This is a genomic window from Labrys sp. F242, from assembly GCF_057813875.1.
Window position 1 is genome coordinate 192,913 of the sequence record NZ_JBVASG010000008.1, and the last position, 21,208, is coordinate 214,120.

Below are 21,208 nucleotides of genomic sequence, written 5' to 3' on the forward strand. Positions count from 1 at the left end.
TTGTAGATAATTGACAGAATGAGAACATGAGCGGATAGGTCTTTTATTGATTTTGAAATAGAGGATTAATCGATGATGGCTAAGGCGAAATCGGTGGTTGAGGAAATGAACGCGGCGATTGAAGCCGACAAAAAAGTTACGCTTGATACCGGCTCTGAATGGCTGGAAACTTTGACACTTTCGGAATTGATCCAGCTTCGCGATAAGGTGAATGCTCGGATTGATGCAATCAAGGAAGTTGAGACGGCCAAGCTTCGCGAGGAACTGGAGGCGAAGGCAAAGGCGTTGGGAACCACGGTTGCCGAACTGTTCGGCCTGTCTACTCGAATTGAAATCAAGGGTAACGACGTTCGGGCATCGCGCGCTGGCGCTCCTGAACGTGTCGCGCAAGTGCCGCCTGCTGGTGCGGAAGTTTGGAAGAGCGCAGACGGAACAAAAACGTGGTGGCGCGGCAAGCGCGGGAAGCGTCCGGATTTCGCGCCAAAGGATTGATCAATCCAGACTGACGACAATGGGAGGCGAAAGCCTCCTTTTTTTATGGAGAAGGGGGAAACGTAAGATTGGGGATGAGGATGAGCGAAGCGAATTAGAGTCAATCGACTTCATTACAAAAGGTTAATAATATCGCCGGGACAAGAGTCAGGGTTATGAAATGAAATTTGAATCGAGCCAGAGAATAGGAATCAAAATGCTGAATGGAGTTCGATTCAATCCTTACTATCATTAAAATGCCAGTTCACATTTCTAATAGTGCCGAAGGCAAATCAGACGGAGGAACGTAGTCTGATTGTGTAATGATGATTGAATCAGCTTTTAATAATGAAGATAGATTCAAATGTAGAATACACATTATGATTCATATCTCCTGTCTAAGTCAATAAGAAGAAACTGAGGTACGAAGATTCTTCTTATTGGAAATAATGAGGAACGAAGTGACGAATTATTTCTTTATATAAGTGATTGAATTAGTTCGATTGATTTAGTGAAAAGAAGTATCTTCTACTCATTTAATCTCATTAGTTTCATTATTCACTTAGTGAATAGAGATTACTAAGGGCGATTTTCTTATTTGTTTTTAGTCGATTGACTTAGTACGCAATTGCCTTCGGCAATTCAATCTCGTCACCTCGTGCCTCGATTGGCTTAGATCGCTTACGCTCATGACTTAAGTGTTTGATCTAATTCAATTTTTTAATAAAATATTCTTCTAATATTCTATCTTTAGATACGCATTTCTGTCATTTGAATGCGACATGTAGTCGCATGCGCGACAAGCTGTCGAATTCAGTTTCGATTCAAATTTTTGAATCAAATTCTCTTCGAATAAATTCTTCTAATAATTATTTTTAGATGCGCGTTTTCCCGATTTTGCTGCGACGCGCTGTCGCACTTAATTGCGCACCTGTCGCAGTCAAATATTCCGCTCAATATCTGCGCCAATATGTCTCACCCTATTTCCTATATTGGCATTTAAATAGTTTGAGTTAGGAATGGATTTTTCGTATAAATCTAAGCTTTTCTATTTTTTGCTATATTCGAATATTCAATATCACGATTGCCCGGCAAAGTCTCGAAAACGCATTTTAATAAATATTATATGCACCAAAAAGGATTTTTCAATGCATTTCTACATCTACAGCATTCGCAATAAGAAGAATGGCAGACGATTGATTGAAGCGGCTACTGATCTAACCGGCATTGCAATCCACAAGAACAACTCCCCAAACGAAGAGCTTCGTCGGGACATTCAAAAGTTCGGCTGGGAAAATTTCTGGTTCGAAATCCTTGATGAGTCCGCCGATTGCTATGATGAAATGTACACTCGCCAAATGCGCCTCATCCTCCAGTACAATTCATTCCGTGATGGCTATAACGAGAATGTCGGTGGCGACGGTGATTTCGTCTCTGACAACATCAAAGAAATGGTTATGTATCGCATTAATCAGGAGAATGCGTACTTCGATAGGATTGATGGAAAGAAGCTGTACGCCAAGCGTGCATCCCGCAAGAACCCTGCCAAGAAGGCCAGCGCGCTCCTGCCGCATCATGTTCCCCAAGCCGTACGGGTAGCCTGATCCATGGCAAGGCTACATTGAGAGGCAGCAAATCCTCATTCCCGCATGCGCTCAGGGAATTTTGAAGGGATGGCGGCGCAGAATGCAGCGAAAGACTCCAGACCAATCGACAAGATCAAGCTGGAGGAGCGGCGCGCAATGGTCGCTAAACAACGAGATAAGTGAGGCACTTCATCGGGATGATTTCCGACCGCCTCGTAACGGCGCAGGAGCGTCCTCTGTCGGATCAGGTTCGATAAAGAATTCGACCATTTTCACGTTCAGGACTTCAGCCAGTTTCTCCAGAGTGACCACGGTTGGGTTGCCCTTCGAGCGTTCGACATTGCCCACATAGGCGCGGTCAACATCCGCCTCATGTGCGAGATTGTCCTGAGAAATTCCACGAGCGACCCGGAGTCGCCTCAGGTTCCATGCCACGAGCTTTAACGCGTCCATTGAGGATATGCATCAGCCGTCGCTTGTTAAAACCACTGGATAAATAGCGACGGTTTGTACTAAGAATATAATCAGCAAGGCGCGAACTGAGCTTTGTCTGAAATTTCTGGAGCTCTTTGGAGGACATGTTGAAGATTCTTAAGGCAGTGAGCATCGTCGCGACCATCGCGCTTGTCAGTTGGTCGGGAGCGGCTTGTTCTCAGACGAGCTTTCGAGGCGCGACCATTGGCATGACAGCGGCCGATGCCGAAAAACAAGTTTCGACAATTGGGTTAAATATAGAACTATTTAAGTTTAGTGTTGGTCCTCACTTAGTTCTATCTGTAAATAATAAAAATAGTCAGTCTTGTGGTTACTATACCGTAGATACAAAATGGAAATCAGAATGGGACTCAAAATTCGACCAACGCGGCGCTCTTATGAATAATTCGATGAGTGTGAAAGATATTTCGTCCTATTCTATATCAGAAATGAATCTAAATGAAAAATACTTCGAGGCATCTTCAGTTGAAGTTCGTGATTTTATAGAGAAATTTGAGACAAAATATGAAGCACTGACTCCATTGAAGCTGACAAGGCAAACGGGTGGATTTTACATATACGAAGATGTGGGACGAACCGTTTTGAGGGGAGGAGAAGAAATATTATTCTCTGTACCGCCGGAGCAAGTCGGAGGATTTTCTATAGAGATAAAGAAGGCATCAGCGTCAAAAATGGATGCCGCCCGGCAGACAGATCCTAAATTCTGAATTTAGTACTTTTGGAGGGGGTAATGTTCGAAGAAATATACGCAGAATGGAAGATCCTATTCGTATGCACGTTTCTGGTGGCCTTAGCGGCTTCATACATCGCTTCTAAGCGTCATTACAGTCGGTCGTTCACGCGATTTATAGTGAGCGTCTTAACCGGGCTTCTGGCCGGCTGGATTGCTGCCATCGCAGTCGGCGTTTACGCACTTGGCGCGGACACGTCTCACAGCCTCGCCACCGTCTTGGGAATTTTCAAATTCCTCGGCTTGGTTGCTGTTGGCGTGATCCCTCCAGTGCTGGTCAGTCTCTTCGCTGTGCTGATCGGCTGGTGGCGAGGCGCGCGTCGAGGCCGGAGGCTCAGAGCAGCTTGATCGATGTTGCCGTGTCTGATGAGCCATTTCATGGCACATCGAGTGCAGCCCATATCCTGTATTTGTTCAGATTGAGAGAGTTATGTGGAAGAAATTGATGTCAGTGTCGCTGGTCATTTGCTGCGCTATGGGGGCTCCGGCAATTGCGTTAGCAGGCGCGACGGGCGACGAGGTGCTCAACGATCGCGACTATGATGTTGCGCAATTGCGAATTGCTGAGGAGTACATGGCTACAAACTGTAAAAAGCTATCGAAAGACATAAAGAAGAGCCAATCGCTTCAAGGCTTCTATTACGCAGATGCGAATAAAATAGATTCAAAATTCGTGTGGGTGCGTGCCGACGATTTGGCCGTTTCCGAAACCCATATGCCAAAAATCAAGAAGAAGCTGGGCAGTCGGCTGACATGCACATATTCAAGGAAGATGGTCGAGGCAGTTGAGAGGAAAATCCAACCGATGATCGATATTGTCGGTGAAATTGAAGGGGATGAGGGCGAAAACGACGAAAAATAGAACCTTTAGGCGAATCAACTCCTGCCTTGAACGTTGGGATCTCGGCTCGTGAACTGACTGATGGCGCTACACAAGGCCAAGCAGTTGAGCTGCGGACTTGCTTCGTTGTTTGCTTTCCCGGAAGCGGGCTTGGCACCAATGGTCCGCTGATTTAATCGCGGCCGCAATATCACTTGCGAATTGATCGAATACGCTTGTGTGCGCTTCTATTGATTTGGTGAAACGAACGCTCATATCTTCGAGCTTGGTTTCTGGCAATTCCGGATTGTCGACCGAACAAGTAACGCCGGACGCTGTAAATGACAAATTAAACGAACTATCTTTTAGATCCTCCGGTGAGAATGCAAGAGATTTCCCAATTTTTTCAATTATCTCTATAACCGATGCCGGAAATAATTGAATGGAAAAATTCCTTTTTCCTAATTTACTAACGGATTCAATAAAATATATTGCGGCATTGTATGTGTAAAACATAAATGATAGTTTCCCCGACTTATGGGGTGTCATTCTAAAATGGCAAACAATTTCGCCAGCCTCGACGATCTCATAATCGGTCTTGCGGGAGGCCGATGCGCCTAGGATAGGCTTTATTATCTGCTCGTGCCGGGGGCTAACATATTTTTGTATGACAATCTCCGGATTAAAGTCATACGCGAGGGAAATGACATTTTCTCCAGCTCTCCGAGCAATTTTTTCGAAAATACCTTCGCTTAGGTCAGAAAATTCATGAACAATTGCATACGATGCAAAATATTCCTGAAATGATCTGTGGATAAAAGTATATAATAATCCCTCAATCTGCATAAGATTTACACGTTCAACGTATTCTTTTAGAATGTCGTCGCTTGAAATTGGCAGTTTTAGAATTTTATTACTTTGATCTATGTAAGAAATAATATCAGATTTTGAAAACGTATATTTTTCATCCAAATACGTTAGGAGACAAAACACCGAGAACGAACGTTGAAACTGCTGAATATCCAGTATTTTTTCGCGCCTATATGCTTTTGTGGCGTCATGCCAGACAAAGAGTGCGTTGAAGGCGCGATCATAAAATATATTCATGCTACTCGGTATGTCCATATTCTCCTTAAATGTCATCATCATCATAATACATAGCAAAGGATTAGATAAAAAACTCTGATGGCGACGAAAGAAATCTGAGTTAAGTTTATCCAAGAATATCTTTTTTGATTCTTTTTCTATCGGAATCTTAGATGCGAGAAGCCTCGCCTGAGCAAGGTCCATTGGGCATGGCGCAAAGACAGTGAAGCCTTGCCATCCAGAGAAGCGCTGATCAGGGCGACTTGAGACCACGAAACCGCATCTTGGATAGTTCAGAGAGAATTTAAGTATATCTTTTTGAAGTTTATCCTTGTTCTCATCTTGAACCTCGTCAAATCCGTCTAAGATAAAGCAAAATCTTCCAATTTTGCAAAAATGATTGAATAAATCTTCGTTCTTTCCAGCAATAGTAGCTCGAATAAATGATGTTATATCTTTTGCCGAGAGATCATTTAGGGCTCTAAGTTCAATGAAGACTGGGAGTAAATCCCCGGGTTCCTTGGTAAGGGTCATCCAAAGGTGACGCATAAAAAAGGTCTTTCCTGCGCCACCATTGCCTGCGATAATTAATTTCTTTCTTTCCCTCGCAAGATGAATAAGATGTTCATCATTCAGCGCGGTGTCACCTTGTTTAAAGGTGCTGTTGACGTAAACATCATATAAAGGAACGTCCTTCTCTTTCGAACAGAGCAATCTTACGTGTGAATTTCTAAGATATACCTGTTCTCCATACTCTTTATAATCCTCAAAGGCCTTGCCCCACAGTGTTTTTAGTTTCGAATTTATGCCATCCGCAACTGAAAGGAAGCTATCTTTGACCAATTGAGTGGCAGCATCGGTTAGGGCTTTTGCAATTTCCAAGTCATTCATGGATTTAGTACCTGCAACATTTTACGAAACCTAAACTCACTTTTCCGCGTCGCGCAATAACCAACGTTAAGATCGCGATCCGTGTGTGAAGCTTTGTACAGGCTTTGTAGTTAGTGTCGCATGATCCTGCCTCATTGGAACAAGTCGAGGAACGTCAAAGCATGTGTCAATAGGGCTGATTTTGACTTTTGACACGACTCGTGTCACATAGTCTTTAACTCTATTGACACAAAGGGTCGCTCCTTGCTTGTCGGATATGCTCGCACTTCCACGGTAGAACAAACAGCCGGGTTAGAAGCTCAGCTTCGCGACTTGAACGCTTACGGTTGCGAGAAGATTTTTCAGGAACAGGTTTCGTCGGTCGACTCTCGCCGTCCCGAGCTTGAGAACGTGCTCGGCTTTTTGCGGGAAGGGGACACTCTCATTGTCACGAAGCTGGATCGTCTCTGCCGGTCGGTTCTCGACCTGCAAACAATTCTGAAGCAGCTTGCCGATAAGAAGGTCGCCTTCAGGACGCTCGATATGTCGGTTGATACAGGTACCCCTACGGGTCGCCTTGTGCTGAACCTTCTGGGATCAATCGCGGAGTTCGAACGATCCATCATGCTTGCTCGCCAGCGTGAAGGCATCGCAGCTGCCCAGAGAGCGGGAAAATACAAGGGACGCAAGCCAACTGCCCGTAACCAAGGAGATGCCATCCTAAAGCTTCGTAGCGAAGGGAACGGACCTTCGAAAATCGCAGAGATCTTAGGGATCAGCCGCTCGTCGGTCTACCGGGTGTTGGAGAACTCAAATTGAGCGACTCTCACGAGCGTTTCCCACACATTGAAGCCTTGCGCGAAATAGGATGGACTATTTGGGACCCCCTCAACCTTCACTGTCTGGGATGGAGAGAGCAAGGCGGAGAGAACGAGTATGCCAGCTATTTGGTTCGTGCCGCTGAAATGCTCGAACAAGGCGCATCGCAGGACATGGTAATTCGATATCTCATTTATATCGAGACGGACCATATGGGAATGGATGCCAGTGCTACCGCGCCAGCACGTGCGAGGATGGTCGTCGAGGCAATTTCTGCCTTGATTTCGGAGGAGGCCGTGAAATAAGAAAATGTACAGATTTTTGATATTAACTTATTGATTTTATTATATAAAAGTCTTCCTAGATGATGTCACGATAAACATCGCTAAATGATAAGAAACATACTGTTTCGCGGTGTTCAGTCACCGATAATTCCCGTTCACAAATTCGCTATTTCGGTCGCCCATGCGAATAAACGTGAAATGCAACCCATCTTCGAAAACCTGATAGGTGCCTGCTAGGCGATGTACGTGCTTGGCGATTAGGTATCTATAAATGCAACGCCGACGTTTGTTCGTAGCTGAGAATACAAAATGCGGTGGTCGTGTGCGCTCGATCCATTGAAAAATCAATTGCCTCACAATGAGCAGTGCGCTCCATGCCGTTGCAGGTAAATTCAGGTCAGCAATGCTCTCAACTTCTCTGTCATCGTGCCAGAAATGCGGATTGAACGAACTACCGCATACGATCCGGAAGCAAATTTCGTTCGTTTGGGATATTTCGAACGTGTATTTGGCTGATTTTATTTCAAACGTCAGGGCTTGTAACATCAATCGTCGTTCTCAGGCTGGGAAAATATCGATCGTTTTGGCTGCCATTTGCAAATGCCTCGCCGGAGGGGTGTGAACTCATTATATTGAACCCACTATTGCTACCTGTGTAAGAGGAGAAAAACTTCGCGTCCCCCCTGTTAGGAGTATCGCGCCTCTGGTATCAGTTCAAGGGGAGGAAGAAATGGCGAAGAACGACCAACAAGAAGCATTCGAGAAGTCGTTGTCTTCGACTCTGGCTCGCGTCGTGGACTTTCTCAAGTATGCGGAGGCAAAGAACGCCGCGCTGCTCACTTTTGCTTCCGCATGGATATTGGGGTCGATCAATCTGCTAGGCAATGTGTCGCTGTCTCATGAAACGCGCCTGTCGTTGCAATTTGCCCTTCCGCTTTTTGCAGGCGGGGCGCTAGTCGCAGTTTTCTCATTTTTGCCCCGGATGGGTCTTTCCAAACTTCACAAAGACCCCAGTCAGGACAAGTCGCTTCTCTATTTCGCCGACATCGCGACATTCTCGCCTGCCGCCTATAAGGCTCGCGTTCGGTCGCGATATCTCCCGTCCAACGACGAATCCGCGACAGAGAGCTATCTGGACGACCTTTCTATCCAGATAGCGGTGAACAGCCAAATTGTTACCCGCAAACTGAAGCTCTTCAACTTTGGGGCCCTTATTGTCCTCGTGGCATTGTTTGTGTTGTCGGTGCCGGCTTTGGTCTCGGTCTGGAAGCTTACTGCGTCGATTATTGGAGCCCCGTAATGGGCATAGAGGATCTAAAGAACGAAATCGCCGAAGAGGTGAAGGCAATTCTGGCAACTGAGTTTCAGATTGAGGTTAGCAACACGGAGGTTGTCCCTCATTCGGGAGAGGCAGGTATCACCTTTCCGAATCTCGACAACAATAAGCAGTCGGCGAAGCTCATAGATACCTGCGTCCTTTACATAGATATACGGCGGTCCACTGAACTCAGCTTGAAGCACAGAACCAAGACCGTCGCTAAACTCTATTCGGCCTTCGTAAGGGCGATGACACGCTGCGCGCGATACCACAAAGGACACGTTCGAGGGATCATTGGTGACCGGGTAATGGTGATCTTTGATCGCCAAAATGCCTTCGTGAACGCCGTTGAATGCGCATTTTCGATGAATTCGGTCAGCCAATTCATCTTAAACAAGTATTTCACCGCCAACGAGGTTACTTGCGGTATCGGTATCGACGCGGGAAATATGCTAGCGACTAAGACGGGCATTCGCCGACGTGGCATTGAGCAAAATAATTATCGCAGTCTTGTGTGGCTCGGCCGCCCCGCCAACATTGCGAGCAAGCTTACCGACCTAGCCAACAAGCCTGAAGATAGCTTTCAATATCCGCTAGTGGAGGCTGCCTTCTCCGGCACTTTTGTAGGCGATTGGAATTGGCGAACCTTCTATCCTAACGACTTTGTACGGCAACTGGTTTCCGATTCCACGGGACGAGGGATCCACCATCAGGATCCGACATTCATCCATATGAATCAGAGGGAAGCTACCTACATAAACCGTCCTAGGACCTCACCCATTCTTATGACGGAAGCCGTCTGGAACGGCTACAAGGCCGCAAAACCAGACGGCAAGACTGTGGTCAACGGCTGGTTTAAAGAAGTGCGTCTTTCCATACCGGGTTACACTGGGAAGGTGTTCAGCGGCGATGTTCATTTCACAGAGTTCAAAGGCTGAGTGGTGCGCTGGTTGGGACAAAAAATGTTCCAATTTCATGTGTTTCTTACTCCGATTTGATGCGTCCAGCTTCAGGAGCCTTGACGACACATACGAAAAACACATACAAAAAATGCCGTCAGATGGTGTTCTAAAAAAGATAAGCCATTGAAATCGTTGAGTGAAGACTTACCAGTAGTAATTGGCCTGGATCGCCGAGTTCTTGAGACGAACCAGATCCGCCGACACGCCGATGGGCAGCAGCGTCTTGCCGATGTCCTTGACATCGCCGATGCCTGAAATGCGGTTCACCCGCTCGGTCAGGCCGGCAAAGCCGTTCTCGGCATCGGAAAAGCGCAAGGACAGGCGATTGACCGCTTCGACTACGAGTGCTCCGACGACATTGTCGCCGACCAGTCCGTCGAGCCAGTCCCGGAACATGGTCTTGAGCAGCAACTCATTGGCGATGTGCCCCCAGAAGGTGGGCGTAACCACGGCGCCATCCGGTGTGGCCACCACGAAGCCGCGCTCGTCGACATGGATGTTGCACTTGTTCTTGGAGACGGCGGCATGAAGGGCCGTGAAGGTCAGGCGCTTGCCCGTCTCGCCGAAAGCCCTCGCCGACGGTAGCGCCGAACGAGGCCTTGAGGGCCCAATGCTGGGGGTCTTCCTTCATGCTGATCATCGAGGCATTGGCCGGACGTGGACTGCGCGTGGTGTCGATGGAGAAAGGTCTCGGTGCGGGCGCGTTGCCGGCGCCAGGCAACTTCATACGGCCACCCAGTTCAGCGATGAGATCGTCCGGATCCACCGCCTCGAACGTGATGCCGTCAAGCGTGTTGTTCGCCACCTGCCAGGTGCCTGCCTTGATGTGTCTGACGATATCGATCGGGGGGGATCAGGTCCCTGCAGCGGGCCACGATCGTATCAAAGGTTCTTTGCTGAAACGCGTCCATGCTCGGTCTCCTAGTGCCCTGGCGATGATTGCGGAGGGCAGGGAGGCGATGATCGCGGGATCCTGTCCCGCATGGACCGGCAAGACCGGCTCGTGTCCCAAGATTTGCCGAGCAAGCGGCGATTGCCACAAGATTGACGCCAAACAGAGGTCTTGGCAAGTTGGAGGAAAGAGCGCACATGAATGGGTACTGGCGATATCGGGCAAATATGCAGGGCCGATCCTTGCACGGTCGATCGCCGTTTTGCCGTGAAAACAACGCCGAACCGGACGATATCTTCCGATGACAGAAGCTCCTGCCACGCAAGCGCCCCAGCCTCTCATTCGCGTTGCCGTTGTCGAAGACGATCCTGCGGCCCTGGAACGCATCACCGCGGCACTGGAGTCTGTGCCGGACATTTCGGTCATCGCCAGTGCGCCGAACACCGCCAATGGAAAAACCATGATCGACAAGGGTGGGTTCGACGTATTGTTGTGCGATCTCGGGCTGCCTGATGGCTCTGGCATCGGCCTCATCCGCTATGCGGCCCAGAAATATGCCGATGTCGACATTATGGTCATCACGATTTTCGCTGACCAGGACAAGGTATTGGAAAGCATCAAGGCCGGTGCCCGCGGCTATCTCCTGAAGGACGAACGTTTTGATAGTTTTGCTGAGAGTATCCGCGAGGTGCGGCGGGGCGGTTCGCCGATCAGTCCGGTGATCGCCCGTCAATTGCTCAAGGAATTCCAGCCGCACGAGCAGGAGGCGGACAAGAAAGGCCTCGAATTGCTGTCGAAGCGTGAGCTCGAGGTGCTCAAGCTCCTGGCACGCGGTTTTACCTTCGTCGAGATCGGCGACATTCTCAAGATCGGCCGCAGCACCGTGGCGACCTATGTCAAGAACATCTATCAGAAACTCGAAGTGAATTCTCGTGCCGAGGCCGTCTTCGAGGCCTCGAGCATGGGCGTCATCAACATGCCACGCTGAGGCGCACCGAAATCTGACGGCACGGTCCGAAGCTCAAGCCTATCGGAGCCTCCTTTTCGCACGGGGCGAGCGCCTGGACAGATCGGCCCTTTGCCTGGGCCCGCCGGCGCTCGTTGGACTTTCCTTCCGTAGATCGGCCCGATTGCGCCCGCCTCTGCAAGCCTCATCTTAAGCTTGGAATCAATCTTGCGTTCTATACTGAGTTAGGAGAATATATTCCCCTAACAGGCTCAGTCATCGCCGCACGCTTCTCCGATCGTCGTAACATTCACAAGGAGGCGAGCAGGGGGAAGTCTTCGCCACAAAAGATTGCCGGCTCGTGATTTCATTGCGCCGGTGCCGGACGGATCGAGGCCTCCTGCGGGTGCAGCTCCTGCCTGATGTCACGCCGGAATCACTTGGCTTGTCTAAACTGGCTATTGGGCCAGTCTCGTTTCCCGAAATTCCCGCAGCACGGCCGGTTTTGCTTTGAGAGAGCCGGTATGTGCCATCGATCACAGTATTCGACAGAGGGGGCTCGGCGCCGGCCCCCCAAATAGGGGATTACGGGGGAGGGGGTTTGGCGCAAGATTGGTTTCGCAAGGGGGATGACACCGCCCGCTGGGCCGGCGCTCACCAACCTCAATGAATTCAAGTGCGATGGTTGGAACTTTTCCGCCGGCTTCCTTCGGTGGGCGGGAACTCCCACCGCAGTGTCGAGGAAAGAGGCAAAGTCATGGTTGACAGCGGACAGAAGTTCATCAAGCGCAACCGCCCGCCGCGGGTTCAGATTCAGTATGAAGATCCCTATAATGCGGAAAAACTCGTCGAGATTCCTTTTGTAACGGCGGTTATGTCGGATCTGTCCGGCAATGCATCCGAGGTCGAGAAGGCGCCGATCGCCGAGCGCAAATATCTCGACATCGACATGGACAATTTCGATGACCGAATGAAGGCCATCAAGCCCGGCGTTGCCTTCAAGGTGACCAATCGGCTCGGCAACGCCAAGGGCGACGAGAAGATGTCGATCAAGCTCGATTTCGAGAAAATGACCGACTTCAACCCGGCCGAGGTCGTCCGCAAGGTGCCGGCGCTGGCGAAACTGCTGAAGGCGCGCGAGCAACTCGCCAATCTGCAGCGCTACATGGACGGCAAGGTTGCGGCCGAGGATCAGATCAAGGCCCTGTTGAAGGATCCCGAACTCATGCGGCTGCTCAAGGACAATAGCGAGCAGGCCAAGCCTGAAGAGAACTGACCACGGCTCCCGCCAGTAGACCAAGCCAGAAGATCAAGTCAGGAGTTCAGCCATATGGCCGAAACAACTGCTACCCCACAGACCCTTCCCGCGACCGAAACCCGTGATCTGGAGACCTTCTCCAGCCTGCTGCGCAAGAGCTTCAAACCGCGCAACGACAGCGCAGCCAGCGAGGTCGAAAACGCCGTCAATACCCTGGTCCGCCAGGCGCTCGAAGATACCTCGCTGGTCAAGGAAGATGTCCTTGATACCATCGAGTCAATGATCGCCAAGCTGGACGAGCAGCTCTCGATCCAGCTCAACGAAGTCATCCACGCGCCCGAGTTCCAGAAATTGGAGAGTGCTTGGCGCGGCCTCAATTATCTCGTCTTTAATTCCGAAACCGACACCACGCTGAAGATCCGCTTCATGAACGTGTCGAAGGAGGAGCTTTTCCGCGAATTCAAGGTCTATCCTGGCGCCCGCTGGGACCAGAGCCCGATTTTCAAGAAGCTCTACGAGGCCGAGTACGGACAGCTGGGCGGCGACCCCTATGGCGCCCTGATCGGCGACTATTATTTCGACCATTCACCGCCCGACGTGCAACTGCTGCGCGACATCAGCAAGATCGCGGCCTCGGCGCATGCGCCCTTCTTCGCGGCGGCCAATCCGGCCTTGTTCGGCATGGATAGCTGGAACGAACTCTCCAATCCGCGCGACATCGGCAAGATCTTCGATACGCCCGACTATGCCGCCTTCCGCTCGCTGCGTGACCAGCCCGATTCACGCTATGTCGGCCTGTGCATGCCGCGTGTGCTCTCGCGCCAACCCTATGGTGCGAAGTCGGAGCCGGTGGAGGAATTCGCCTTCGAAGAAAATACGGACGGCCATCACGGCACCAAATATGCCTGGATGAACGCCGCCTATGCCATGGCTGTGAATGTCAACCGCGCTTTCAAGGAATATGGCTGGACGGTGCGTATTCGCGGCGTGCAGTCGGGCGGCGAAGTCGTCAACCTGCCCACGCACACCTTTCCCACCGACGATGGCGGCGTCGACCTTAAATGCCCCACCGAGATCGCCATCAGCGATCGGCGCGAGGCGGAGCTGTCTAAATCGGGCGTGCTGCCGCTGATCCATCGCAAGAACACCGACAAGGCAGCCTTCATCGGCGCGCAGTCGCTCTACAAGCCCAGGAAGATGGATACGGATGAGGCGACGGCCTCCGAAAACCTTTCGGCCCGCCTGCCTTACATGTTCGCGGTCTCGCGCTTTGCGCATTATCTAAAATGCATGGTGCGGGACAAGATCGGCGCCACGATGGAGCAGGACCAACTGCAGAAATGGCTGCAGACCTGGATCAATCGCTATGTCGATGGCGATCCCAAGAATTCGACCGAGGCGATCAAGGCCAAGAGACCGCTGGCCGCGGCCAAGGTCGATGTGTTCCCCGACGAAGAGAACCCCGGCTATTACGGCGCAAGGTTCTATCTGCGGCCGCACTACCAGCTCGAAGGAATGGATATCGGTATCAGCCTCGTCTCGAGACTGCCCGGTAGCCAGAGGTAACCAAAGGAAAGAAGCCGGCCTGCGCCAACGCTCCGACGAGCGAACGATGACTCATGTCCGTGTGGAACGGCCATGCGCATCGCAACAAAGGCCGATCATCCAACGCACAGGAGAGCAAAATGGCACAATCTGACGCACTACTGAATATCAAAGGTATCACGGGCGAAACCCAGCAGGATGGCCTCGATGGCTATATGGAGCTGCTGAGCTGGAGCATCGGCGGCTCCAACTCCTCGACCTTCGGCAGCGGCACTGGCGGCGGCAAGGGCAAGTCGGTCCTGCAGGACCTGCATTGCACCAAGGCCGTGGATAAGGCTTCGGCGACGATCTTCCAATATTGCGCCTTCGGCAATCATATCGACGAGGTGAAGCTCGTCGCGCGCAAGGCGGCTGGTGAGGACAAGCTCACTTATATCACCGTCACGCTCACCAATTGCTTCATTACCAGCTATCAGAAGAGCGGCGGATCGGATGGCGGCGGGATGGAGAGCTTCTCCGTCACCTATGAACAAATTCACGACGAGTACCAGCCCCAGGACAAGAGCGGCGCTGCCGATGGCGGCCCGATCGAGTTCACCTTCAACGTCGCCACGGGCAAGGATTCTTAATTCTTGATCCAATCAGGGACCGGGCGGCCGTACAGGCGTGACGGCCGCTCGCCTCTGCAAGGACTGTTCCTCAACCACGGCCCATAACAGCCTCTAGAGCAAAGCGCGGTTACGTGTGAACGCTTCTTTACTCTAACTCTTTGTTTCCAAGCCAATCCAAAGGATTGGCTAGAGCGCCTTTGCGATTCTTGCCGATTTCGTCAAATCGCAAAACGCTCCAGAGCGTGGAAATCGATGTGACCCGTTCCCGAGCCGCCAAGAGCGATCGTTTCGTTCCTCCCATCATGCATGCCTTTCGGGAGGCCTTCCGCCTGCGCGATGCCGCCAAGCCCATCGACACCCGCAACGATGCGGGCGAGCGCGTCATTGCCGGTCGGCGTACCTCGCCGCGTTCGGCGGTTGGGGAGGTCGTGCTGCGCTCTGAACTCGGCGAAGATCTTGCCTCCTTGCTCAACACTGTCGAGCTGGCGGCGATCGAGGACCTCAACGGCTGCGACGCCGTGGCCGCCTCGATCCTCAATTTCGGCGTGCCGGATCTGACCGCGATCGTTGCCAGCCCGGAAGCGGCGCAGCGGGTTGCCTATCTCCTCAAACAGAGGCTGGAACTTTATGATTGCCGGCTGGTGCCGGGCTCGGTGGTCATAACCAGTGAACCGCTCGACGACAGCGCTTCCGGACAGCTGAAGCTTCATATCAGCGCCGAAATGGTGTCGACGCCCGCCGATATTCCGGTAGAGTTCGTGGCGGATGTCGAGGTCGAGAGCGGCAAGATCAGAGTCTTCGGATTGTGACGCCATGAACCGTGAATTCCTCGAACTCTACAATCGCGAGCTTGGTATTCTCAAGGAGGAAGCCAAGCAGTTCGCGGTCGAATTTCCCGGCGTAGCCGAGCGCCTGGGCGGGCTTTTAGAGAACAACACGGATCCGATGATCGCGGGGCTGCTCGAAGGTACCGCTTATCTGGCCTCCCGCGTACAGCTCAAGCTCAAGCATGAATATGCCGAGTTCACCGACAATTTACTCGACCAGCTTCTGCCCGATTATCTGGCACCGGTACCGTCGGCGGCGCTGCTGCGAGTGGAACCGCCCTATGGCGATCCCAATCTCAAGGACGGCATGAAGATCGCCGCCGGCTGCTATGCCGATGCGCGCTTCGTCGAGCGGGAACGCCGCATTGCCTGTAAATACCGCCTCGCCAGCGAGATCACGTTATGGCCGTTCGAACTCGGCCAAGCCGAATTCCTGAGCGGGCCGGCGACGTTGCAGGCGCTCGGCATCGAAGCGAGCCCGACCAGCCAAGCGGGCTTGCGGCTTTCCCTGTTGCGGCGCTCCGCGGCCGATCGCCTTACCGAGCCCGCCGACAAGCAGGTGGCACAGCGGCCCGACTGCTGGTTTGCCAATTGCCGGACCGATGAGCTGACCTTCCATCTCATTGGCCATGAGGGCGATGCGGTCAGGCTCTATGAGCAGCTCTTCGGCGCCGCCACCGGCATCTATTTTCGCTATCTCGATGAGGCCGGCGACCCCATCATCGTGCCGCTGCCCAAGAGCTGTCTGACCCAGATCGGCTTTGCTCCCGACGAGCCGCTGTTTCCTTCCGATCGGCGGGTGTTCAGGGGTTTTGATCTCCTGCGCGAATATTTCGTGCTGCCGGCGAAGTTCCTCGGCTTCAAGCTAAGCAATCTCAAGCCTATCCTGTCGGCGATCAGGACCAATCGCTGCGACATCGTCATCGCTTTCGCGCAGGGAGACAGCCGGCTGCAATCGGTGGTGAGGGCCGACAGCTTTGCCCTATACGCGGCCTCCGCCTCCAATCTCTTCGAGATGCAGCTGGCGCGCGTGCCGATAAGAGACAATGAGCACGAATATCACATCGTCACCGATCGTTCGCGCCATCTCGATTTCGAAGCCCACCGCCTAATCAGGATGCATGCCCACGTCACCGGCAGTAGCGACAAGATGGAGGTGTTTCCACTCTATGCCGCGCCCCCGCTCGGTGTCTCCACCACCGAGACGATGTTCTATACCGTGCGGCGCCTGCCGCGCCGTCGCTCGCAGGAGGAGCGGCGCAATGCCCAGCCGACACAATATGTCGGCAGCGACATGTTCGTTACGCTCACCAACCATCGCGACAGGGCGGATGGCCTCCATGTCGCCGAGCTCAGCCTGCGGGCTCTGTGTTCGAACCGCCACCTCACCGAGCATCTGCCTATCGGGCAGGGGGGCGCCGACTTCATTCTTGAAGACAGGACCACGTTGAGGGTCGATTGCGTGGTCGGGCCGACCCTGCCGCGCGATTCCATCGCGACCGATCCCGAGGCGCGCGGCCAGCATGGCGCGGGCGGCACCTCGGCCTGGCGGCTGATCAGCATGCTGAGCCTCAATCATTTCGGGCTCTCCGGCTATGGCACGCGGGATTCGGCGGCATCGCTACGCGAAATCCTCTCGCTCTTCGCCACTCGCGGCAGCGCCGCTATCGAGAGGCGCATCCAGGGCATCCTCGCCGTCGACAGCAAGCCGATCACCCGGCGCATCCGTCAACGTACCGGCGCGGGCGTCGTACGCGGGCTGGAAGTCACGGTGACACTCGACGAGAAACATTTCGAGGGCAGTGGCATCTTTGTGCTCGGCGCCATCCTCGATCGCTTTCTTACCGAATATGTCGGCCTGAACAACGTGGTCGAGACGGTCATCCGCTCGACCGAACGCGGTGAGATCATGCGCTGGCCGGCACAGCTCGGGCGGCGGACCCAGCTATGAGTGGGCCTGCCTCCCTTCCGCATGAACCGGGGAACTACGATTTCCTCGACCTCATGCGTCGCCTCGAACATCTGGCGGGCACCAAGCCGCGCATCGGCGAAAGCGCCTCCTCGGCCGAGGCCGTGGCGAAGCTGGGCCAGCAGCCCCATATCGATTTTTCCGACGCCAATGTCAGTCGCATCGGCGCTTCGGAAGGCGGTCCTGCCGAAGTGGAAAGCCGCTTCCTTGGTATGCTGGGGCCGCAGGGCGCGCTGCCGCTGCACACCAGTTATGAAGCGACCCATTGGGCCAATATGCGCGAGGTGGCCTTCGCGCGCTTCCTCGATATCTTCAACAACCGCTTCCAGCAATTGTTCTTCCGGGCCTGGGCCAATGCCCGGCCGGCAGTGCAGGCGGACCGGCCGGACGAAAACCAGTTCCTTACCTATCTCGGCGCCATGATCGGCATCGGCACGCCAGCCATGCGCGGGCGCGGCCGGCTCCATGATTTCTCCAAGCTGGCGCTGGCCGGCCTGATGGCCCCGGCGGTCAAGAGCGCCTCGCGCATTGAGGGCATGCTCGGCTGGCTGTTCGACGCCAAAGTCGAGGTGCAGGAATTCGTCGGAGTCTGGCTGCCGCTCGAGGAGCGCGAGCAGGCGGTGCTGGCGGCCGGCAGTTGCGCGCTCGGTGTCGACAGCATCATCGGCCGCTCAGCTTACAGCCTCAGAGACAAGTTTCGCATCAGGCTGGAAGTCGCCGATCTCGACGAGTTGGAGACCTTCCTGCCCGACGGCCTTCATTTTGAACCGCTGGCGGATATCATCCGCTTCTATCTTGGTGAAGCCTTCATCTACGACGTCGAGTTCGGCCTGGCGGAAAGCAAGACCAAACCCGCTCAGCTCGGCGGTTTCGGCCGCCTGGGATGGACCTGCTGGATGGGCAGGGAAGGGGGCCCCGACGCCGTATCCGACCGCATGCGCTGGGACTGCCATTTCCATCCGGCCGAGATCCGCGCCGAGCGCCGCCGCAAACCGAGCAAGGGGTAGTTGCCATGGCCGACGTCAGCCTTGAAGTCCTCACCGGCAAACTCAATCCGCTCGGCTATGACAGCTTCATGCAGGCCTTCCGCCTGGCCCAGGGCGCGGGCAACCGCAATCTGGAACTGGCGCATTGGCTGCAAGCGGTGCTGCAGGCCGACCGCAGTGATCTTGCCTTGACGGTGGCCCATTTCAAGCTCGACGGTGGCCGGCTGCTGGCCGATCTCAGCGCCGTCACCGCCGGCTTTGCCATGAACAAGACCGAACTGCCGGGCTTTTCCGACGATATTTTCGATGCACTCAGCCAGGGCTGGAACTACGCCACGCTGATGTTTGGCGAAACCCAGGTGCGGACCGGACATGTGCTCACCGCCATCCTGAAGGAGCCGCGCCTGGTGCGCACGCTCAATGGTCTCTCCAAGCAGTTCCGCCTGATCGATGTCGAGCGGCTCACCAATGAGCACCGCAAGATCTGGCAGCAATCGGCCGAGGAGAATATGCGTCCGATGGATGGCTCGGGCCCCGTCGCGAAGGGGGCGGGCGGCGAAGGGGGCCCTGCCTCCAAGGGTACCGCTGCGCTCGATCGCTATGCCGTCGATCTGACCGAGCGTGCCGCCAGCGGCACGATGGATCCCATCGTCGGTCGCGACGAAGAGATCCGCCAGGTCATCGACGTGCTGATGCGGCGGCGGCAGAACAATCCCATCCTGACAGGCGAGGCCGGCGTCGGCAAGACGGCGGTGGTCGAAGGCTTTGCGCAACGCATCGCGGCCGGCGACGTGCCGCCACCGCTCAAGGGCAACAAGCTCTACGCGCTCGATATCGGCCTGATGCAGGCCGGTGCCTCGATGAAAGGCGAGTTCGAGCAGCGTCTGCGCTCCGTGATCGACCAGGTCCAGGCCTCGGTGACGCCGATCATCCTGTTCATCGACGAGGCGCATACGCTGATCGGCGCCGGCGGCGCAGCCGGCACGGGGGACGCCGCCAATCTGCTCAAGCCTGCTTTGGCCCGGGGCACGCTCAGGACGATCGCAGCGACGACCTGGTCGGAATACCGCCAGCATATCGAGAAGGACCCGGCGCTGACCCGCCGCTTCCAGCCGATCAATGTCGGCGAGCCCGGCATCGAGCAGTGCTGCAACATGATGCGCGGCCTGCTGGCGCCGATGGAAAAGCACCACAACGTCCACATTTCTGAAGCCGCTGTCGTCGCCGCCGTCAAGCTGTCAAGCCGTTACATTCCTTCGCGCCAACTGCCGGACAAGGCGGTTAGCCTGCTCGACACCGCCGCCGCGCGCGTGGCGGTCTCGCAGAACGCGACGCCGGCCGCCGTCGAGGATGTGCGCGTCGCCATCGAGGCGAGCGAGCGCGAGCTGAAGGCCTTGGAGCGTGAGCGTGATGTCGGCAATGCCGACGAGAAGCGTATCGGTGAGGTGACGCAGCTCATCGTCGCCACCAAGGAGAAGCTGGTAGCGCTAGAGCAGGCCTGGGGCGAGGAGAAGGCCATCGTCGCCGACCTGATGGCCGCGCGCCGCGATATCGTCGAAGGCGGCGAGGGGGTGGAGGTTGCCCGCGAGAAGCTTACCAGGATCATGGCGGACCTCGCCGCGATCGATCCCGAAAAGCGCATGGTCTACCCCTATGTCGACGAGCAGCCCGTGGCCTCGGTGGTCTCGGACTGGACCGGCATTCCGGTCGGCCGCATGGTGAAGGACGAAGTCGAAACCATCCTCAACCTCGGCGAGATTCTGGCCAAACGCGTGGTCGGCCAGGATCACGGCCTGAAGATGATCGCCCGGCGCATCCAGACCAACCGCGCCAAGCTCGACAATCCCGACAAGCCTATCGGTGTCTTCATGCTCGCCGGCCCCTCCGGCGTCGGCAAGACCGAGACGGCGCTTGCGCTCGCCGAGGCGCTCTATGGCGGCGAGCAGAACATGATCACCATCAACATGTCGGAATTCCAGGAGGCGCATACAGTCTCCACCCTGAAGGGCGCGCCACCCGGTTATGTCGGCTATGGCGAAGGCGGCCGACTCACCGAGGCCGTGCGCCGCCGGCCCTATAGCGTGGTGCTGCTCGACGAAGTGGAGAAAGCCCATCCCGACGTGCACGAGATCTTCTTCCAGGTCTTCGACAAGGGCGTGATGGAGGATGGCTCGGGCCGGCGCATCGATTTCAGGAACACGCTGATCATCCTCACCACCAATGCCGGCACCGACATGATCATGGATGCCGCGGCAAATGGTTCGGAAAAGCCGGAACCCGAGGCGCTGGCGGTGGATCTCAAGCCGCATCTGTTGCAGGTCTTCCCGCCGGCGCTGCTGGGGCGCATCGTCACCATCCCCTATTACCCGCTGTCGGGCGACATGCTGGGCGCCATCGTGCGGCTGCAGCTCGACCGCATCGGCAAGCGTATTCGTGACAATCACGGCGCCCGTTTCAGCTACGACGATGCCGTGGTGGAGAAGATCGTTTCCCAATGCAACGACCCGGACTCCGGCGGGCGCATGGTCGACAACATTGTCACCAACACGCTGCTGCCGGCGCTGTCGCAGCAGATTCTCGGCAAGGCGATCGCAGGAAAGCAGATCGAGGAAGCGTGGGTGGGGGTGGAGGATGGCGCGTTTGCCTATGCGGTGAGCTAGGGCATTTTCCAGAGTGATAGACGGGTATGCCGATCAAGAAGGTAATCTAAAACAAAGAGTTAGAGGAAAAGGT

The 21,208-nt window shown here is 54.4% G+C and carries 21 protein-coding genes; 18 read left to right on the forward strand and 3 right to left on the reverse strand.

All coding sequences use genetic code 11. The annotated features are described in order from the left end of the window. Nucleotides 1-72 precede the first annotated feature (72 nt). Both ACZYTC_RS32105 and ACZYTC_RS32110 read left to right on the forward strand, forming a co-directional pair. Nucleotides 73-492, forward strand: a complete 420-nt coding sequence (locus tag ACZYTC_RS32105) for a hypothetical protein (protein WP_488991496.1) — start codon at nt 73-75, stop codon at nt 490-492. A 1,127-nt stretch (nt 493-1,619) separates the two neighbouring features. After that, on the forward strand, nt 1,620-2,075 hold the full coding sequence (locus ACZYTC_RS32110; RefSeq protein ID WP_488991497.1) for a GIY-YIG nuclease family protein: 456 nt from the start codon (nt 1,620-1,622) through the stop codon (nt 2,073-2,075). Nucleotides 2,076-2,246: 171 nt separating this feature from the next. Here ACZYTC_RS32110 and ACZYTC_RS32115 read toward each other — a convergent pair whose 3' ends face one another. After that, the gene (locus tag ACZYTC_RS32115) at nt 2,247-2,510 is read right to left on the reverse strand and encodes a helix-turn-helix domain-containing protein (protein WP_488991498.1); all 264 of its coding nucleotides are present in this window, start codon (nt 2,508-2,510) and stop codon (nt 2,247-2,249) included. A 125-nt stretch (nt 2,511-2,635) separates the two neighbouring features. Here ACZYTC_RS32115 and ACZYTC_RS32120 point away from each other — a divergent pair, with 125 nt between their 5' ends. From ACZYTC_RS32120 to ACZYTC_RS32130, 3 genes are all read left to right on the forward strand, one after another. Further along, a complete protein-coding gene (locus tag ACZYTC_RS32120; protein WP_488991499.1) occupies nt 2,636-3,259 on the forward strand; it encodes a hypothetical protein in 624 nt (207 codons plus the stop codon). A gap of 23 nt (nt 3,260-3,282) precedes the next feature. Continuing rightward, nucleotides 3,283-3,630 carry a hypothetical protein gene (locus ACZYTC_RS32125; protein ID WP_488991500.1) on the forward strand — a complete coding sequence of 116 codons (348 nt, stop codon included), beginning with the start codon at nt 3,283-3,285 and terminating at the stop codon, nt 3,628-3,630. 97 nt (nt 3,631-3,727) lie between these two features. Beyond that, nucleotides 3,728-4,144 (forward strand): hypothetical protein, encoded by a 417-nt coding sequence (locus tag ACZYTC_RS32130; protein ID WP_488991501.1) that lies wholly within the window; start codon nt 3,728-3,730, stop codon nt 4,142-4,144. 66 nt (nt 4,145-4,210) lie between these two features. On the opposite strand, the gene ACZYTC_RS32135 is transcribed toward ACZYTC_RS32130, so the two are convergent. Further along, nucleotides 4,211-6,079, reverse strand: a complete 1,869-nt coding sequence (locus ACZYTC_RS32135; RefSeq protein ID WP_488991502.1) for an NACHT domain-containing protein — start codon at nt 6,077-6,079, stop codon at nt 4,211-4,213. 243 nt (nt 6,080-6,322) lie between these two features. Here ACZYTC_RS32135 and ACZYTC_RS32140 point away from each other — a divergent pair, with 243 nt between their 5' ends. The 4 genes from ACZYTC_RS32140 (at nt 6,323) to ACZYTC_RS32155 (ending at nt 9,417) form a co-directional block, all read left to right on the forward strand. Continuing rightward, nucleotides 6,323-6,877, forward strand: a complete 555-nt coding sequence (locus tag ACZYTC_RS32140) for a recombinase family protein (RefSeq protein WP_488991503.1) — start codon at nt 6,323-6,325, stop codon at nt 6,875-6,877. Then, nucleotides 6,874-7,182, forward strand: coding sequence for a hypothetical protein (locus ACZYTC_RS32145; RefSeq protein WP_488991504.1), 309 nt, complete (start codon nt 6,874-6,876; stop codon nt 7,180-7,182). The genes ACZYTC_RS32140 and ACZYTC_RS32145 overlap by 4 nt, the downstream gene beginning before the upstream one ends. 709 nt (nt 7,183-7,891) lie before the next feature. Then, the gene (locus ACZYTC_RS32150; protein ID WP_488991505.1) at nt 7,892-8,461 is read left to right on the forward strand and encodes a Pycsar system effector family protein; all 570 of its coding nucleotides are present in this window, start codon (nt 7,892-7,894) and stop codon (nt 8,459-8,461) included. Beyond that, nucleotides 8,461-9,417, forward strand: a complete 957-nt coding sequence (locus tag ACZYTC_RS32155; RefSeq protein ID WP_488991506.1) for an adenylate/guanylate cyclase domain-containing protein — start codon at nt 8,461-8,463, stop codon at nt 9,415-9,417. Before ACZYTC_RS32150 ends, ACZYTC_RS32155 begins: the two co-directional genes overlap by 1 nt. A 168-nt stretch (nt 9,418-9,585) precedes the next feature. Here the strand turns inward: ACZYTC_RS32155 and ACZYTC_RS32160 are convergent, their stop codons facing one another. After that, the gene (locus tag ACZYTC_RS32160) at nt 9,586-9,915 is read right to left on the reverse strand and encodes a hypothetical protein (RefSeq protein ID WP_488991507.1); all 330 of its coding nucleotides are present in this window, start codon (nt 9,913-9,915) and stop codon (nt 9,586-9,588) included. 155 nt (nt 9,916-10,070) lie between these two features. Here ACZYTC_RS32160 and ACZYTC_RS32165 point away from each other — a divergent pair, with 155 nt between their 5' ends. The 9 genes from ACZYTC_RS32165 (at nt 10,071) to tssH (ending at nt 21,135) form a co-directional block, all read left to right on the forward strand. Continuing rightward, the gene (locus ACZYTC_RS32165) at nt 10,071-10,604 is read left to right on the forward strand and encodes a hypothetical protein (protein ID WP_441770607.1); all 534 of its coding nucleotides are present in this window, start codon (nt 10,071-10,073) and stop codon (nt 10,602-10,604) included. A gap of 30 nt (nt 10,605-10,634) precedes the next feature. Beyond that, nucleotides 10,635-11,321: a response regulator gene (locus tag ACZYTC_RS32170; RefSeq protein ID WP_434960589.1), complete on the forward strand. Its 687-nt coding sequence runs from the start codon at nt 10,635-10,637 to the stop codon at nt 11,319-11,321. A gap of 715 nt (nt 11,322-12,036) precedes the next feature. After that, on the forward strand, nt 12,037-12,555 hold the full coding sequence (tssB, locus tag ACZYTC_RS32175) for a type VI secretion system contractile sheath small subunit (protein WP_434960590.1): 519 nt from the start codon (nt 12,037-12,039) through the stop codon (nt 12,553-12,555). 54 nt (nt 12,556-12,609) lie between these two features. Then, nucleotides 12,610-14,103 (forward strand): type VI secretion system contractile sheath large subunit, encoded by a 1,494-nt coding sequence (gene tssC / locus ACZYTC_RS32180; RefSeq protein ID WP_434960591.1) that lies wholly within the window; start codon nt 12,610-12,612, stop codon nt 14,101-14,103. A gap of 119 nt (nt 14,104-14,222) precedes the next feature. Continuing rightward, a complete protein-coding gene (locus ACZYTC_RS32185; RefSeq protein ID WP_434960592.1) occupies nt 14,223-14,711 on the forward strand; it encodes an Hcp family type VI secretion system effector in 489 nt (162 codons plus the stop codon). Nucleotides 14,712-14,947: 236 nt separating this feature from the next. After that, complete coding sequence (locus ACZYTC_RS32190) at nt 14,948-15,502, forward strand: type VI secretion system baseplate subunit TssE (RefSeq protein WP_434960593.1); 555 nt, start codon at nt 14,948-14,950, stop codon at nt 15,500-15,502. A 4-nt stretch (nt 15,503-15,506) separates the two neighbouring features. Then, nucleotides 15,507-17,471, forward strand: coding sequence for a type VI secretion system baseplate subunit TssF (gene tssF, locus ACZYTC_RS32195; protein ID WP_434960594.1), 1,965 nt, complete (start codon nt 15,507-15,509; stop codon nt 17,469-17,471). Beyond that, complete coding sequence (gene tssG, locus ACZYTC_RS32200; RefSeq protein ID WP_441770608.1) at nt 17,468-18,496, forward strand: type VI secretion system baseplate subunit TssG; 1,029 nt, start codon at nt 17,468-17,470, stop codon at nt 18,494-18,496. Before tssF ends, tssG begins: the two co-directional genes overlap by 4 nt. 5 nt (nt 18,497-18,501) lie before the next feature. Further along, nucleotides 18,502-21,135 carry a type VI secretion system ATPase TssH gene (tssH, locus tag ACZYTC_RS32205; protein WP_441770609.1) on the forward strand — a complete coding sequence of 878 codons (2,634 nt, stop codon included), beginning with the start codon at nt 18,502-18,504 and terminating at the stop codon, nt 21,133-21,135. The last annotated feature ends 73 nt before the right edge of the window (nt 21,136-21,208 follow it).

What these genes read in the sequence shown, in the direction of transcription:
- ACZYTC_RS32105 (WP_488991496.1), top strand. Translation starts at nt 73, where the DNA reads ATGATGGCTAAGGCGAAATCGGTGGTTGAGGAAATGAACGCGGCGATT.
- ACZYTC_RS32110 (WP_488991497.1), top strand. Translation starts at nt 1,620, where the DNA reads ATGCATTTCTACATCTACAGCATTCGCAATAAGAAGAATGGCAGACGA.
- ACZYTC_RS32115 (WP_488991498.1), bottom strand. Translation starts at nt 2,510, where the DNA reads ATGGACGCGTTAAAGCTCGTGGCATGGAACCTGAGGCGACTCCGGGTC.
- ACZYTC_RS32120 (WP_488991499.1), top strand. Translation starts at nt 2,636, where the DNA reads ATGTTGAAGATTCTTAAGGCAGTGAGCATCGTCGCGACCATCGCGCTT.
- ACZYTC_RS32125 (WP_488991500.1), top strand. Translation starts at nt 3,283, where the DNA reads ATGTTCGAAGAAATATACGCAGAATGGAAGATCCTATTCGTATGCACG.
- ACZYTC_RS32130 (WP_488991501.1), top strand. Translation starts at nt 3,728, where the DNA reads ATGTCAGTGTCGCTGGTCATTTGCTGCGCTATGGGGGCTCCGGCAATT.
- ACZYTC_RS32135 (WP_488991502.1), bottom strand. Translation starts at nt 6,079, where the DNA reads ATGAATGACTTGGAAATTGCAAAAGCCCTAACCGATGCTGCCACTCAA.
- ACZYTC_RS32150 (WP_488991505.1), top strand. Translation starts at nt 7,892, where the DNA reads ATGGCGAAGAACGACCAACAAGAAGCATTCGAGAAGTCGTTGTCTTCG.
- ACZYTC_RS32155 (WP_488991506.1), top strand. Translation starts at nt 8,461, where the DNA reads ATGGGCATAGAGGATCTAAAGAACGAAATCGCCGAAGAGGTGAAGGCA.
- ACZYTC_RS32165 (WP_441770607.1), top strand. Translation starts at nt 10,071, where the DNA reads ATGCTGATCATCGAGGCATTGGCCGGACGTGGACTGCGCGTGGTGTCG.
- ACZYTC_RS32170 (WP_434960589.1), top strand. Translation starts at nt 10,635, where the DNA reads ATGACAGAAGCTCCTGCCACGCAAGCGCCCCAGCCTCTCATTCGCGTT.
- tssB (WP_434960590.1), top strand. Translation starts at nt 12,037, where the DNA reads ATGGTTGACAGCGGACAGAAGTTCATCAAGCGCAACCGCCCGCCGCGG.
- tssC (WP_434960591.1), top strand. Translation starts at nt 12,610, where the DNA reads ATGGCCGAAACAACTGCTACCCCACAGACCCTTCCCGCGACCGAAACC.
- ACZYTC_RS32185 (WP_434960592.1), top strand. Translation starts at nt 14,223, where the DNA reads ATGGCACAATCTGACGCACTACTGAATATCAAAGGTATCACGGGCGAA.
- tssF (WP_434960594.1), top strand. Translation starts at nt 15,507, where the DNA reads ATGAACCGTGAATTCCTCGAACTCTACAATCGCGAGCTTGGTATTCTC.
- tssG (WP_441770608.1), top strand. Translation starts at nt 17,468, where the DNA reads ATGAGTGGGCCTGCCTCCCTTCCGCATGAACCGGGGAACTACGATTTC.
- tssH (WP_441770609.1), top strand. Translation starts at nt 18,502, where the DNA reads ATGGCCGACGTCAGCCTTGAAGTCCTCACCGGCAAACTCAATCCGCTC.